The sequence below is a fragment of the Brevibacillus antibioticus genome (assembly GCF_005217615.1).
Taxonomy (GTDB): Bacteria; Bacillota; Bacilli; order Brevibacillales; family Brevibacillaceae; genus Brevibacillus; species Brevibacillus antibioticus.
Genome location: NZ_SZNK01000001.1, coordinates 1,655,947 through 1,670,749, shown reverse-complemented (window position 1 = coordinate 1,670,749; position 14,803 = coordinate 1,655,947). Strand labels below are relative to the sequence as shown.

At 44.7% G+C, this 14,803-nt stretch carries 12 protein-coding genes and 1 pseudogene; 3 read left to right on the top strand and 10 right to left on the bottom strand.

Features of this window, described 5'->3' with window-relative positions:
- Nucleotides 1–28: 28 nt before the first annotated feature.
- From E8L90_RS07570 to E8L90_RS07545, 6 genes are all read right to left on the bottom strand, one after another.
- Nucleotides 29–400, bottom strand: a complete 372-nt coding sequence (locus E8L90_RS07570; RefSeq protein WP_137028671.1) for a hypothetical protein — start codon at nucleotides 398–400, stop codon at nucleotides 29–31.
- Nucleotides 391–1,536 (bottom strand): amidohydrolase/deacetylase family metallohydrolase, encoded by a 1,146-nt coding sequence (locus tag E8L90_RS07565; protein WP_137028670.1) that lies wholly within the window; start codon nucleotides 1,534–1,536, stop codon nucleotides 391–393. The genes E8L90_RS07570 and E8L90_RS07565 overlap by 10 nt, the downstream gene beginning before the upstream one ends.
- Entirely contained in the window at nucleotides 1,496–3,466 is a 1,971-nt protein-coding gene (locus tag E8L90_RS07560) for a BglG family transcription antiterminator (protein ID WP_137028669.1), read from the bottom strand. Before E8L90_RS07560 ends, E8L90_RS07565 begins: the two co-directional genes overlap by 41 nt.
- Nucleotides 3,467–3,684: 218 nt before the next feature.
- Nucleotides 3,685–5,514, bottom strand: coding sequence for a UbiD family decarboxylase (locus E8L90_RS07555; RefSeq protein WP_137028668.1), 1,830 nt, complete (start codon nucleotides 5,512–5,514; stop codon nucleotides 3,685–3,687).
- A gap of 77 nt (nucleotides 5,515–5,591) precedes the next feature.
- Nucleotides 5,592–6,293 (bottom strand): YjjG family noncanonical pyrimidine nucleotidase, encoded by a 702-nt coding sequence (locus tag E8L90_RS07550; RefSeq protein ID WP_137028667.1) that lies wholly within the window; start codon nucleotides 6,291–6,293, stop codon nucleotides 5,592–5,594.
- Nucleotides 6,294–6,504: 211 nt separating this feature from the next.
- On the bottom strand, nucleotides 6,505–7,152 hold the full coding sequence (locus E8L90_RS07545) for a hypothetical protein (protein ID WP_137028666.1): 648 nt from the start codon (nucleotides 7,150–7,152) through the stop codon (nucleotides 6,505–6,507).
- Nucleotides 7,153–7,221: 69 nt separating this feature from the next.
- On the opposite strand from E8L90_RS07545, the pseudogene E8L90_RS07540 reads away from it, so the two are divergent.
- A pseudogene (locus E8L90_RS07540) lies at nucleotides 7,222–7,715 on the top strand (isochorismatase family protein); the annotation flags it as partial.
- A gap of 55 nt (nucleotides 7,716–7,770) precedes the next feature.
- Here the strand turns inward: E8L90_RS07540 and E8L90_RS07535 are convergent.
- From E8L90_RS07535 to E8L90_RS07520, 4 genes are all read right to left on the bottom strand, one after another.
- Entirely contained in the window at nucleotides 7,771–10,359 is a 2,589-nt protein-coding gene (locus E8L90_RS07535; protein WP_137028665.1) for an ABC transporter permease, read from the bottom strand.
- Nucleotides 10,356–11,039 carry an ABC transporter ATP-binding protein gene (locus E8L90_RS07530; RefSeq protein ID WP_137028664.1) on the bottom strand — a complete coding sequence of 228 codons (684 nt, stop codon included), beginning with the start codon at nucleotides 11,037–11,039 and terminating at the stop codon, nucleotides 10,356–10,358. The genes E8L90_RS07535 and E8L90_RS07530 overlap by 4 nt, the downstream gene beginning before the upstream one ends.
- Before the next feature lie 88 nt (nucleotides 11,040–11,127).
- Nucleotides 11,128–12,129, bottom strand: coding sequence for a sensor histidine kinase (locus E8L90_RS07525; protein ID WP_137028663.1), 1,002 nt, complete (start codon nucleotides 12,127–12,129; stop codon nucleotides 11,128–11,130).
- Nucleotides 12,122–12,808: a response regulator transcription factor gene (locus tag E8L90_RS07520; RefSeq protein ID WP_137028662.1), complete on the bottom strand. Its 687-nt coding sequence runs from the start codon at nucleotides 12,806–12,808 to the stop codon at nucleotides 12,122–12,124. The genes E8L90_RS07525 and E8L90_RS07520 overlap by 8 nt, the downstream gene beginning before the upstream one ends.
- Nucleotides 12,809–13,299: 491 nt before the next feature.
- On the opposite strand from E8L90_RS07520, the gene E8L90_RS07515 reads away from it, so the two are divergent.
- On the top strand, nucleotides 13,300–13,509 hold the full coding sequence (locus tag E8L90_RS07515; protein WP_137028661.1) for a CDGSH iron-sulfur domain-containing protein: 210 nt from the start codon (nucleotides 13,300–13,302) through the stop codon (nucleotides 13,507–13,509).
- Between the two features lie 252 nt (nucleotides 13,510–13,761).
- Complete coding sequence (locus E8L90_RS07510) at nucleotides 13,762–14,745, top strand: zinc-dependent alcohol dehydrogenase family protein (protein WP_137028660.1); 984 nt, start codon at nucleotides 13,762–13,764, stop codon at nucleotides 14,743–14,745.
- The last annotated feature ends 58 nt before the right edge of the window (nucleotides 14,746–14,803 follow it).

Below are 14,803 nucleotides of genomic sequence, written 5' to 3'. Positions count from 1 at the left end.
ATACCCTCCTTTTATTCATAGCGATGTTTTACGAAGGCCCCATCTGCATGGCACGGAGGGCTTCAAAATGGACTGCCAACAGAAACGCTTCTGTATCATCTGCCTGCCACGCGCTCTTTTCTTCTGATAGCACTTTGTGCGAGAGTGTAACCATATCAGGATGAATTTCCGCAAATAACTCCGCTTCAATCACGGGCAGCTTTTCACCGTTTGTCATCCGTCGTACAAATGAAAGTACATGAGCCCCAATGGCTAACCAGCGATCTCGCGGTATATGAATCTCCATGAGGCGAAACTCCTCCTCAATCTTCCGGAGAATTTGTTTTGATTCAGAAATTTCAGTTAAATAATCCAATTTTGTCTCAGCCAGTTCCTTGAGAATGTCATCAATCATTTGCATGTCAGTACCTTTCCCGAAATAATCGCTTGATAAGCCACTACTCTTTCCTTTGTCTCCAACGTTTCTTGTTCACTGTCCGTCAAAATTGTCGACTCTTTTTTAATCTGCAAGATAGATACGTCCGCGCATGCCCCTACTTTCAACGTTCCGATCTCGTTTTCCAGCCCAAGAATTCGTGCGGGCGCATGCGTACTGGCCGCAATCACATCGTCGAGCGAGTAGCCCATGGCGAGAAACTTCGTAAGTGTGTGCGTCAAGCTGTGCACAGGACCGTCGATGTTGCGCTGGTGAACATCCGTGCTAATGACATGTGGCATAATACCTTGGGCCTGCGCATGACGCAGTGTTTGAAAGCTGAAGCTCGCTTCACCATGCCCAATGTCGAGTAAGACTCCACGCTCCAACGCTTCTTGCGCCTCTGGAATCAACTCGCCTCTTTCGTCGAACATCCCTCCTTTTTTTCCGTGAAACGCATGTGTCACCACGTCCCCTCGGTCTAGCAGAGGCAATATTTCCGTGAGTTTTGGCGGAGCGTTTCCGATGTGCACCATCATGGGCACGCCCGCTTCCCTCGCCGCTTCCTTGGCTACGAGCAAGGGAAGGATCCCGTTTTGCTTGACGACAGAACCGCTCATGCGGGCTTTTATCCCTCGTAATATCTGTTGTTTCCTGATAAGGGCTGCCGCTTCTCTCGGGATTAACCGCGACATGTCTGCGAGCTCCCCGCCACCTTTGCACAAGCCATCCCCCGAAATGTTCAGAAATGCCAGAACACGAGTAACAGAAGGATGCACAGCTTCTTCAAGAAAAGCATCAAACGACCATAGCCCGACACTGCCAGCATCTACTACAGTTGTCACTCCTTGCTCGACGCCGACCCGATCCGCGGCTACGCCCAAACTCGTTTTTGTCGGAAAAACGTGAGCGTGCAGATCGATCAGACCGGGGGTCACCACATATCCCTGTGCATCGATCGTCTCCTTGATTTCCAGATTCATCCCTTGATCATCGGTTGTCTTCCCTTTCTCATACAACCCAACGATCCGCCCTTCCTGAATGGCAAGATCATAGTGCCCGTTCAGGTTCTGGGAAGGATCAATGACCTGTCCGTTGCGTATGAGTAGATCCACTTTCACTCTCTACCGTCCCCTTTCCTGAAAAATAGCGTATAATGGCGGTCACTTCGCTAGGCGGAACGTAAAGGTTTGCCTCAGCCATCAATTGGTTCAGCCTTTCACGCCAAGCCTTCCATTCTATCGATTCTACCTCAGCCGACGATTCCCACTCCTCCTGATAGGGTGAGCCAAAAGCCAGTCGATTCACCATCAACAGCAGGTGTAGCGTGAGTCCGCTTGCCGTTTGTTCCGTTACGTACTCCCGAAAAGCAGTCACGATTTTTTGACTGATCTCATACCCTTTGCAGATGACATCCTGAGATAGTCTCTCCACCACCGGCAAATCTGACGGATTGAGATCAGTTGTCAGCGTGGAAACCCAAGCTTCCTTGCGAGCATTCACAGCCTTCTGTCGATTTCCTCCCTCCACTTGCAAGGCTTCCAGACAGCTCTGAATCTGGTTGATATCTTGGCGTGTGGGGAGGGGACTGACAATCACAACAGGCACCTCGGCTTTAATCGGCAGAACACTGATAATCACATCCACGCGACGACTCGCCAAATACTTCTCTACCTCTGTGCTGGAACACAGGCCTACGACCCGAAGTGAACGCAATTCGCTTTCCAAGTACGTTTTCAAAAACCGTGAAGTCCCTCTGCCTGTTCCGCAAACGACGAGCGCATCTGCCTTTTTCTGCTCCAGCCAGCGATCATAACCTGCTTGGAAATGCAGAACAAAGTAAGCTATGTCTGCATCGAGCCAATAGACCCCACGATGCCAAAACACCTCTTCGCAAGAGCGTTTGACAGCCTCAAACATGCGTGCGTATGAACGGCGAATCTCCTCCGTCAGTGGATTCGCAAAAAGAACCCCCTGACGATAACGGTTCAAACTATCGTCTAGGTGTGCAAAAAGCAGTCTGACCAGCTCCTGATCCTCGTACAACGGTGCCAGCATCCGGCTGCTTACCGCTTCCGTCAGCTCTTTGGTTGCCTGGAAAACGTCCAAAACACTCCTCCCTGCACGCACCTCTCTTGGCACCTGTTCGGTCCCTAGCAGCGGAAGGCACGCATACGCAATCTCGTGTTCGGGAATATCAATGTTTAATCGCTGGCATAATGCACGAACCTCGAGTGAAAACAGCTCGTACCCGCTCCAATGCTTCGCTTCTCCCATCTCGGCAACATCTTCCTTGACCATTTGGCCCCTTTTTACACGATGGACGACCATGCATAAGCGAATCAGTAAACTAATCAGCACTCGGTCTGCCAGTGTCTCCGCAGTAGCATTCATCCATCTTTTGATGCTATGAATGATCTCCCCTAACTCTGTCCGGTTGATCAGCCATTTCTCCAGTAAAGGACCCACTCGCGCTTCTTCCCCACATTCCGGAAATATCCCTTGTACCATCCGATACATGTCGATTCCATCCAACAAATCGTGAATCAAGTTTTCGAGAGCATACCGCTTGTGCCGCTCACTCCCGTCCACACGTACACCGTACCTTTGCTTCGTGACGAGCTCGAGACGCCAGCCATCGAGCAGCTTTTCCGCGTCCTTGACATCAGCCACGACGGTATTACGACTGACTCCCATATGGTCGGCCAAATCGTTCATCCGCTGATACCCTTCTGACAGCAGAAGGATGAACAAAAAATGCTTGACCCGATCTTTTTGCGGCAGAATGAGTGTCTTGCTGTCATCCCTTTGCAAATTTTCCTTCAAAGCATTTCGGTGCTCTTGTTCTTCCGTGATCCACAGCCCTTTATTCGGTTGGGAATGGAGGATGACATTCCGTTCCTTTAGCCATTGCCTGATGTTATCCAGATCGTACTTAACGGTGCGTTCGCTTACCTGGAAATCGCGCGCGACGTCCTTAATTTTCAACGGATAGTAGCTGTCGAGTATCACCTTCAGTAATGCATGGGAACGTGTGGTTAAAAAGACCATTCCTTTCTCCTTTCCATAAAAAGCTGTGTCCTTGCTTGAGATTCATTATAGAAAACGCTTTCTCGGTGGTAAAGAACGATTCCTTTCCCCATCAATCGTGCAATTTTTGCAATTATCAGTTTTGTTTTACAGCGTCTCTTCATATTTCACCTCATTAGTAGCATTACATAAAAAAAGTCCGCAACGAAAGGTTACGGACCTCTACTTTTAGGCGATGCTTATAGGATTCCTCCCAAGCTCGCACCTTTGACAAACAGTCGTTCGATATTTCTCTCGACAGTCGGATCTGGAACCAATGGCGGTGCTTGATGGGGCTTGGTACGTGCATCAATAATCAGATTATCGCAACCCCAATGCTTGTTCTCGTAGTAGCTGTTCACGCCGTAAATATCGTGGGATGGATTGCTTCGCGTGAAGGTTGCCCACAGGAAGTTTTGAAGTGATTCGCTCATGAATGTACTGTCATCACACAGGATGATCATCGGGCAAGACGGGATCGGTCCTCTTGTTTGAATCGCGTCACACAGATTCTGTAACTGCTGCTGGGCGCTCGCGTAATTGGTAAATGCAGGACCTTGGATCGACACCACACCTGGCATAATCAAGCGGGCATTCTCAAACTCTCGCAAATCCTTCAGCTCATCCGGCACCTCTTTGCACAACTCTCGCTTTTGATCGCCGTATGCAGCGAGGACAACCTTACTGCCGCTATTTAAGCCTGTTCCCGAATAATCCAGCGTATCAATGGTCGTGTTGGTATAAAAATGAACATCACGATGCAGATCGATTCTCTCCAAAATATAGGTCATAAAATCTACTTCATCATGCGTCGTCAATGGCCGATTTTCTTCTGCGGTAATGAATAAATACTTGGCCAAGCTCAATTGGCCTGTCCCTAAAATGCGGTTGGCAATGGTGAGCATCTCCGTCGGCTGTTTGACTTGCTGATATGGCGTATACCGTTCGCTTCCGATGGCAAACAGTAGCGGATGAACACCGGCAGCATCTACAGCATGGACTTCTTTTACACCTGGGATTTCTTGCTTGATCGCATCGCCCGTTAACTCGTGAATCAGTTGACCGAATGACGTATCTTCTTGTGGCGGACGGCCCACAACCGTGAATGGCCAGATCGCATTCGGCTTGGCATACACTTTCTTTACCTTCATCACAGGGAATGGATGGATCAGACTGTAGTAGCCCAAATGGTCGCCAAATGGTCCCTCTGGTTTTGTATCTCCGGGATAAATATCTCCTGTGATGACAAAATCAGCATCATTGCTTACGCAGTAACCATCGATATAGCTGTAGTGAAAACGGCGCCCAGATAGCAAGCCTGCAAAAGTAATTTCGCTCAAGCCTTCTGGCAACGGCATTACAGCCGATAAAGTATGGGCAGGCGGCCCGCCAACAAAGCAGCTTACTTTCAGCGGCATACCCATTTTGGTCGCTTTGGCTTGGTGGACACCGATCCCCCGATGGATTTGATAGTGCAAGCCAATTTCTTTGTTTACTTCATACTCATTACCAGTCAACTGCACACGGTACATACCCAAATTGGAATTCATAATTCCAGGCTTGTCCGGATCTTCCGAATAGATTTGGGGCAGCGTGACAAAAGCTCCTCCATCCATCGGCCAGCTTTGGATAAGTGGCAGGTCGGTAATGCTGATTTCCTGTGCAGTTACCGGCATGCTCGTGGATTTTTTTGCAGGCAAAGCTTTCAGAGCAGCAAAGCCGTTCTCGATATTTTTAAATGGCTGCTTGAGCGCTTTCATCGGATCATTGCGCATGGCGATTAAATTTTCAGCGGCTTGCCAGGTGCTTCTGAAAATAAACTTGCTGCGCTCAATTGTGCCAAATAGATTGGATACCGCACGAAATTTTGAGCCTTTTACATTTTCAAAAAGCAAGGCTGGTCCGCCGGCTTCGTACACCTTCAAGTGAATCGCAGCCATTTCTAGATAGGGATCTACCTCTTCGCGAATACGGACCAAATGTCCGTGCCTTTCCAAATCAAGGATGCACTCTTCTAAATTCTGATACATATCTATAGGGCTCCAATCACTAGATTCTAGATTTACCTGTAGATCAATAAATACCTTCTAATCATACAGGAAAGATCCTACAAATTCACGTTACCCCTCCGCACAATTTCTTGAAGCTCGCTCAGCTCTCTGATTTCGTACGTCGGCCGAATGCTCGTCTGATTTTCCTTACCCAGAGGATTGAACCAGCACGTATCGATCCCGTAACGGGCTCCCCCTTGTATATCAGAGGTCAACGAATCTCCCACCATCAATACGTTCGCCTTCTCCGTCCATTGCAGTTTGGAAAACGCATTGTCAAAGATTTCCCGATCCGGCTTCTTATAGCCGACCTCTTCGGAAATAATCAGGTGCTCAAAAGAGTTGCAAAGCGGTGAAGCGGCAATTCTTGCCGTTTGCACAGAGGCGAATCCATTCGTAATAATCGCCAAACGGCAATCCTCCAAACTGTTGCACAATTCAACCGCTCCAGGTACCAAATGCATTTCTTTGCCCAGGGATTCGAGATAGGCGCTGCTAAATGCCTCTGCATCGACGTCTAGCTCAACAGCTTTAAAGAGTCTTTGAAATCTCTCTACACCTAGCTCTGCTAGAGTGATCCGCCCCTCTTCTAAATCCTCCCACAATCCTTTACTGATCTCTTTGTAAGTCGCTCCATAATCAGACGATCCCGTAGCGAGGCCAAACTGGGCAAACGTCTTTTGCAAAGCATTTTCTTCTGTCGTTTTGAAGTCGAGAAGTGTATCATCTACATCGAATAATATGACTTGATAGCGCATGTCAACCTCCATCATTCTTTACTGATCAAGTATTCGTACAAACTAACACCTTTCTATCATATCAAAAACAGAAGGCCGAACAGCATACAAAAAGCCTCGAACTGTACCATTCGAGGCGGTGAAAGATATTTTAGAGGAGCGGCTACTGGATCAATGACATGAATGTGAGTGTTTCCTCTCGGGATTGCTTGTTCTGCAAGCTGCGTACTATCTAAAAACTAGCACTTTTTCCTACATAGCTCCCTGCGATGATGAGTGTATTCGTATATCCGCCACTTACATTATCAAAACCTGAGAGCAGAGTGGGAACCCCCATAAATTCAACCGTATCATCTTCATAGACATTTAATGCACCTAGGTAAACAATTTGGTAGCTATCCCCTTCGTCATTGTCGACATGCAAGATGGAAAACGTTCCGATTTCCGGTAGTTCTGCCTCTTCGATACTCAATACCGTTCCTTTATCTTGAATCATCACGCCATGATACTTAGAAATATTTTTATTGATATGTTTCCGTTGCACATTTTGATCGACTAATTGCTGAGCTTCCTTCACTTTCTCCCCAGTTGCCGGAAACAAATGAGCATGCTTTGTCAAAAACGCCTTGGAATCCGCTGGAAATTCAGCTCCAGCTTCAAAGCCATTCACTTTATGTAAGGTGAGTACAGCCATCGAAATGTACGTAGCGACATTATTGTTTTCTGATTCCGCAATTATCTCTTTACCTTCACTCGTTGAAGAAGAGCCTTGTGTGTCTAAATTGGCAAACACGGATGAAGTACTTGAATTCGTTGAACCACATCCTGTAACGAGAATAAATGCGACAAGAATGAATACATAAGAAAATGAAACTTCCATCTAACTCAACCTTTCCTATTATTTCCTTCCCTTCATTATCTCTCTACATGCTTGAAGGAAGATGAAGGAATGAACGCACTCTTAGTAATTGATGTGCAAAACGGAATTGTGAGTTGTGGAGATTACAAAGAGGAGCTTTTCTTGATGGAACAGGTGATCAAAGATTTTAAAGAGAGCAATCGTCCTGTCATTTTTATCAGACATGTTGATGATGCCGAAGAAAGTCCCCTGAAAAGAAGCTCTATCGGCTCTGACATACATCCTTCATTAAAAGATTATTCCGACTACTTAGTCGAGAAGCAAACCCCTAGCTCCTTCTTCCAAACGGAGCTCACACAGACTTTAGAGAAGCTGGGGGTCGATCATCTTTTTATCATCGGTTTTGAGACGGAATTTTGTTGTATGTTTACGGCAATCGCTGCCTATGATCGCGGATATAAAGTGACGTTCATTAGGGACGCAACTGGAACAACCAATACCGCCGAATCATACGGGGTGCAAGGATTAGACATTAAACAATTTGTAGGAACCGTTCTCCTTGGTCGAGAGTCATTGAATTTATCCGAGGACTCGCCATCGATTTCCCTTTGTGGATTGGATGGCGAGTTTTTCAATACATTAGATATTTTCGTTTTTTAGCGATTCAACGATACTCTGTTCTTTATATTTTCTAGTCGCATAGAGGATTGATGTACCCACAATGAAAAACACACCTATCCCTGCGATTATAAGATCCACCCAAGGCAACGTAAAAGCAAATTCAAAGTTACGGTCAAGAATCTTGTAAATGAAAAACATCACGCATAAACTAATCGGTAAACCGTAAATAAGCGACTTCATTCCATAAAAGAATCCTTCGAAGCGTAGCATTTTCTTCATGCCCTCTGGTGTCATGCCAATGGAAGCCAACATCGCAAACTCACGTTTTCTCAAGGCCATCCCAGTCGAAATCGTGTTGATAATATTTGCCATACAAATGAGTCCGATAAGAACCACAAACCCATAAAGGAATACGGATATGACCGTGGCGCGATTCATTGCATCCTGACGTTCCTCTATCAGATTGGTAGTATAGAAATCTAAATCTGGATATTTGTTTATTATTGGGTTGATTTCATTTTCCAATGCCGCAGACTGCTCTGTAGTAAATTGAACCTCGCTGAAAACTTGCTCAGACAGCTTATCGTTACCTAGTTCTAGTAGTTTGTCAAAGCCTCGTTCAGAAACAACAAGTGTCACCGTAAAAGCATCTTCCTGGTAGCGTAGCATAAAAGGTGGACGTTTATCCGTGATAGAAGCAATTCGGATTTTAGCTCCTTCAACCCTCGTGAAAGGTATTTCTGATCCCTCTTGGACTGTCAGTTGAGAGATATCTGTAAAATTATGTTGTTCTTTCAAGGTGAACTGATTGACAAGTATTGCAGAAATCTCGTCACCTTCCAATTTCTTTGCATCAATCCCCGCGGATTGCAGGTACGCTGCAAAAGAGGCCTCATCAAGAGAAACAATGTTTGAAGACATGAAGTATTCCCCATCTGGATTAAGAGTATGGCGACTGGAGATGTCTGTGGTAACCTCGTTTTCTTTAAGGAAGAGATCATTAAAAAGAAGTTGGGTCTTCACTTTTGTTGTTGCGTTTTGGACAGACATCAATTCATTTGTTAATGACCTTACCCTTTCCAGATCGCCTCCCCTATCGGTTACTGACAGATCATATGGTAGCGGTGCTTGTGCCATATTATAGGACTTATCCATATACAACGAAAAGGAAGAAGCTGCTAGGTACAAAATGACACTAATGGCAAGAGAAAAGACAGTTGAGCGATAGTGGTGTTTATTCCTTTTCAGATTTTTCAATCCTAGTTCCGCTTCAAATCCAAACAACTTACGAGTCATTTTAGATGTACGAACATCTTTTCCTTTTATTTCGATATCCTTTGTCTGTCGGATCGCAGTTATCGGCGTAATTCTTGATGCTCTCATTGCGGGTAACCACGCAGAAATGAACAGTATAAAAATGGAAAACAAAATGACTACAATCATACTGAACGGCTCTATCACCAATCGGATCGGCTCACTAACGACAAACATTTTTTGAATGAATGGACTGAGCAAATGGAAAGTAACGCCAATGCCAATAGACCCAAAGAACAACCCGACTGGAATAGCGATGACCCCGATCACAGCAGCTTCAAAAAATACAGAAGCTCTTTTTTGTTGTTTGGTTGCCCCTACGCTAGATAACATCCCAAAAGTGCGACTACGCTCTGATAGCGAGATCGCAAACGCGTTGTAGATTAGTGAGACAGATCCAATCAGAATGATACTTCCAACGGAAAAGACTGCCAGATACATGGTGTAAAGAAAGTGAGAATCATTCGAAATCCCGGAATAAAGCAAAAGATCCCGGTTGTACTTAAGTTTCACGCCATTCGATTTCTCTTGATTTTTTACACTGCTCACCTTACTCTTAATCGTTTTACTCGTTTCATAAATGTTATCCTCTAAATCCTTATATTCAACACTTACCGTGTAGGGAAAACCCTCCTCCAAATCACCCTCGGAAAGGCCACTAAATGCACGGTATGCAGCCGATGCTTCCTGCTCTTTAGCTGGTGCTTGAACAATCCCGGTAATGGTGTATGTTTTCGTCTTTGTAGGCGTAAAGACTTCCTTTGATTGATAGACATCATCTTTGCCCAACGTCCCGCTGTTACCATCTAAATTCAAGATACGTTTACCAAAATCTATTGTGATTACATCTCCAACCTTGAGGTTTACACCGGAGGTTTGAAGAAACTGCGATGAAAGTGCCAGTTCGTTTTCATTCTGAGGCAAACGCCCATCAATTGGGCTCACCCCTATTACATCATGATTACTGTGTCCAGTAATATACAAATAAGGCTTAGCCCTGTTTGCAGAGTTAGAAACTCGTGCAAATCCGAGCTCCTGATCAATATCGTATCTTTCAATTGCTTCTGTATTTGTAATAACCGCAACATCTTCACCTGCAACATTGAGAAAAGCAGCCTGCCATTTACCAGAGAAAGCAATAGCTTTTCTCTGCATCATATCCATGAAAGAGCTACTAATCGAAAATACTGCTGTAAGCATCGCGACAGAAATGACAACCCCAATGATTGTAACAAGGGTACGGCTCTTATTCTGCTTCATATTACGTAAAGTGAGCTGATTCACGATATTCATCGCCGGATCACCTCATCTCTAGAGATCCTGCCATCCTGAATGCCAATAATTCGGTCCGCTTGTAAGGCAATGTTTTCGTCATGTGTGATAACAATCAGGGTTTGATACCGTTCTTTGTGTAATTTTTTCAAGAGCTTTACAATCTCAGCACTGTTTTGGCTATCTAGATTCCCCGTAGGCTCGTCAGCCAATACAATGGCGGGACTGCTAATCAAGGCACGTCCAATGGATGCACGCTGCTGCTGCCCTCCAGAAAGCTGGTTTGGCAGATGCTTTAATCGCTGTTGAAGACCTAGAGTCTCTACGATACCGGAAAAGATATCTTGATTTACTTCTCTACCATCCAACAGCAGTGGTAAGGTAATATTTTCTTCTACAGTAAGAACAGGGATCAGATTGTAGAATTGATAGATAAGCCCAATCTGTCTGCGTCTGAAGATGGCCAGTGCCGTTTCATCCATCGCGTACATATCTGTCTGGTCAACGATCACCTTACCGGATGTGGGCGTATCAACGCCCCCCAGAATATGTAGAAGGGTAGACTTACCTGAACCAGATGGTCCAATAATCGCTACAAACTCCCCTTTTTGTACGGAAAATGAGATATCGTTCAATGCAGTAACAGCTGTTTCGCCACCACCGTATGTCTTTGACAGATTCTCTACTCGCAAAATCTCCATCATGAACCTCCTAGATTAGTGATTACGTATAGTAGAATAGCTACCAAAGATGTCTCGTCGGTGACATTCAATCTTACAATTTTGTCATCTAAATCATTTGCTTGTAGAATTTGATTTTGAATGTTGTGCCTACACCAATCTGGCTTTCCATAAACACATCGGCGTTTTGACTTTGTAAGATTGTTTTAGACATGGCTAGCCCTATTCCAATACTATCCACCCCTGCATTCTTCCCTTTATAAAATCGTTCAAATATGTGTGGAGCATCTTCTGGGCTAATCCCCTTGCCACTGTCGGTAATGACAATTTGTGTATACAAGGGTGTTTCCTCACACGAAATAGTAATACGTCCCCCAGCTGGCGTATGCTCAATCCCGTTTTTAATTACGTTCAAAATGGCTTCTACCGTCCAGTTTCCATCTCCATACACGAAAAGGTCTTCTTTACAGGAAAAAGAAAGCTCCTGATTTTTTAATTCCATGGTGACAAGGAGTGGTTCTAATGCCTTGTTTATCATTTTTTTGACAGATAATAATTCCTTCTTGAAAATTACGCTCTGTACTTCGATTTTGGACAGCTTTAGCAATGAAGTCACGAGCCATTCAATACGCTTCAACTGATTGATAATCTTGCCCAAGAACTCCTCCCTCTTGTCTTTTGGCAAACTCGGGTTGTTTAACAAATCAGCCATGACAAACATGGAGGCAAGTGGCGTTTTTAGTTGATGGGAGATGTTCGAAAGCGTATCTGCCAAGTATTGTTTGTCCCTTTTCAGAAGAGTAGACTGCTCAGATAACGTTAGCGTGACTTTATAAATATCATTTTTCAGAATGCTCAATTCACCCTCAACGTTATCCCTAATATCCATCGTGGGTTGGCCTGAATATACAGAAGCCAAATAATAAGCGAGCTTACTGATGTCCTGATAGCGTTTGCGAGTAAACAGGAAAAAACAGGAAAGGAGCAGAATTACCATGGCAATCGCCACAATCCCCGCTTTCCAATCGATTATCCAAAGAATAGTGATCCCAATGATGGAAATCATCACGCTATACATACATAACTTCCGTATTTCTTTGTTTTTAAGCATGACTTCCACTCATTCGATAGCCAAGTCCGCGTACGGTTTCTATCACTTTGGGATTCTGGCTATCATCCTCCAACTTTTCTCGAAGCCGTTTAATGTAGACAGAAAGGGTATTGTCATTGATAAAGTTACCATCTAGATCCCAAATGCCTTCTAACAACTGATTTCTGGACAGAACTTGCCCTCTATTATTTATGAATGCCAACAGTAAACGGTATTCTAGCGCAGTCAGCATCACTTCCTCGGCTCCTTTGTACACTTTAGCCAGTTTTGTATTTACGACAACATTTCCAATCTTCACTTTGTCAATCAGGTTGGGTTCTTTTTGGTAGTGCCTCAGGGATGATTTCATTCGGCTAATCAACTCCCGGATACGAAACGGCTTTGTGATATAGTCATCTGCTCCCATATCTAACCCCCGAACCACATTGATTTCATCATCACACGCCGTCAAGAAGATGACAGGTACATCCTGATTTTCTTTTACATATTCGCAAATCTCATAACCATTACCATCTGGCAAAGTCAAATCGAGTAAATATAGATCAAAACGTTGCTGTTTGATTGTTTCGAGTGCAGTTTGTTTTCCTTCGCAAAGAACGACTTCATACCCCTCACTGGAAAGCGAATAGTGCAAACCTTCTGCAATGGTCTTGTCATCTTCTACTACTAAAACCTTCATTGTTAATCCTCCCCACTATCATTCATTGTTTTCTTTTGTTCTCCCATTCGTTTTTGGATGTTTCATTTGCAAGTCGTTCAGTTAGTAGATTACACCGCCCATACGCTCGCTGGAATGAAAACAAAAAACAGCCGAATCATGCTAGGACGATTTCATTTTATCGCTTGCAAAAAGGCCGCCAGTTCCCACCCGTAACCAAGTGAGAATCTGATGGCCTCCCGCTTTTTTCTTCAAGCTCATTCGTTTACAAATGCTTTTTTATGAAGGGTAAGAAGGTCTGAACTTGTGCGGTAAGAATCGCTCCCTTACCTTCGCATTCCTAGCAGGATTGCTCTAAGTCACCCATCGAAATCGTCATCAGACAAAACCCTTTCCCTGCTAAAAATAACCATACCCCGTCCTGATTTTAACATGAATAAGCAATTATTTACCACATACCCTTCTACTCGAAATCATAGTAGGTAAAGATAGTAAAAAAGGAGGGATTACATGTGGATCAAGAAAAAGTAACCATCAAGATTAACGACAATGGATCAATTCGTGTTACGGGTGCAGTTGAATTGCTGGATGGAGCAGGTGACAAATATGAAGTCGGTTCATCTTTTTCACTCTGTCGATGCGGTCAATCCGAGAAAAAACCGTTCTGTGATGGCACGCATAAAAACGTAGGCTTTGAAAGTGCACCACGAGCAAAAGCATGACTTGAAAGAGCGCAGATGCGCTCTTTTTTCACTTATCAATCGCTTATTAGGTCAAATTATTTCCTCATTGAAACATTGGTATAATTTTGAAGAATATGTAGGTAAGGTTTTGAAGAGCCATATGCCAAATTCTCGTTTTGATTGACGGCGTTTATTTTTTATACCTAAAATAATGTCATTCCGATCCCATACGCAATGACGAAGAACGATCCTTCGTTCGGTTATGGCTGACAAAGTTAGGAGTGCACAACCATGTATGCACAAGTTGTACGTTACGATCAATTTGGCGAGCCCCATGAGGTATTGAAGGTTGAACAGCGCCTGATTGAACCTCTGAAGCAAGCTGAAATTTTAGTAAAAATGAGCGCACGTCCCATTAATCCTTCTGACGTCATTCCGATTCGTGGTGCCTATAAGCATCGCATCAACCTTCCCGCCATTCCTGGATATGAGGGGGTTGGTACCGTAGTTGATACAGGTCCTTTTGCTCCTCACTCTCTTATCGGGAAACGTGTTCTCCCTTTGCGCGGTGAGGGTACGTGGCAAGAATACGTAAAAACGACAGCCGAGCTAGCCATTGCGGTTCCTGATTCGATCCAAGATGATATCGCCAGTCGTTTGTACATCAACCCCATCACCGCGTGGGTGATCTGCAATGAGGTCCTTCAACTGTCTTCTCATCAGGTTTTGTTAGTCAACGCGGCCAACTCAGCCATTGGCCGATTGTTTATCCAGCTATCCGCACATTTCGGTTTTAGGGTGATCGCTATCGTCCGAAACGCAAGATATACCGAGGAGTTGATGCAACTCGGGGCGTGCCATGTTATCGACAGTTCACGTGTGTCTATATATGATACCATCATGAGTATAACGAACGGACAAGGTGCTCATGCGTCTATTGATTCCATTGGCGGTCCAGACGGTTTCGAGCTGGCTAAGTCTACACGTGCCGGCGGGATTTTCTTATCGCTAGGCCTTTTATCGGGAGTTCAAGTGGATTGGTCGACCATCTCGAAAGAGCTTGGCGTCATTCCTCAACTCTTTTTATTGCGCCACTGGAATCAACGCGTATCCGTGTCTACCTGGCACGAAACGTTTGAGAAAGTCATCGAGCTCGTTCAGAATGGAAAGCTCCTTTTAGCAGAGCCTGGAGAAAAATTTGCCTTGCATGATGTTAAAGATGCAGTGCAATTTGCGGAGAACCGTCCGTGTACGGGGAAAATCATCTTGGTGTAATGGATTAGATTAAATAACACCGAAGCCAAAAATGCGCGTTTTCTCGCCCTTTTTGGCT

Coding starts and splice junctions, on each gene's coding strand:
- E8L90_RS07570 (WP_137028671.1), bottom strand. CDS start 400: ATGCAAATGATTGATGACATTCTCAAGGAACTGGCTGAGACAAAATTG.
- E8L90_RS07560 (WP_137028669.1), bottom strand. CDS start 3,466: ATGGTCTTTTTAACCACACGTTCCCATGCATTACTGAAGGTGATACTC.
- E8L90_RS07555 (WP_137028668.1), bottom strand. CDS start 5,514: ATGTATCAGAATTTAGAAGAGTGCATCCTTGATTTGGAAAGGCACGGA.
- E8L90_RS07550 (WP_137028667.1), bottom strand. CDS start 6,293: ATGCGCTATCAAGTCATATTATTCGATGTAGATGATACACTTCTCGAC.
- E8L90_RS07545 (WP_137028666.1), bottom strand. CDS start 7,152: ATGGAAGTTTCATTTTCTTATGTATTCATTCTTGTCGCATTTATTCTC.
- E8L90_RS07535 (WP_137028665.1), bottom strand. CDS start 10,359: ATGAATATCGTGAATCAGCTCACTTTACGTAATATGAAGCAGAATAAG.
- E8L90_RS07530 (WP_137028664.1), bottom strand. CDS start 11,039: ATGGAGATTTTGCGAGTAGAGAATCTGTCAAAGACATACGGTGGTGGC.
- E8L90_RS07525 (WP_137028663.1), bottom strand. CDS start 12,129: ATGCTTAAAAACAAAGAAATACGGAAGTTATGTATGTATAGCGTGATG.
- E8L90_RS07520 (WP_137028662.1), bottom strand. CDS start 12,808: ATGAAGGTTTTAGTAGTAGAAGATGACAAGACCATTGCAGAAGGTTTG.
- E8L90_RS07510 (WP_137028660.1), top strand. CDS start 13,762: ATGTATGCACAAGTTGTACGTTACGATCAATTTGGCGAGCCCCATGAG.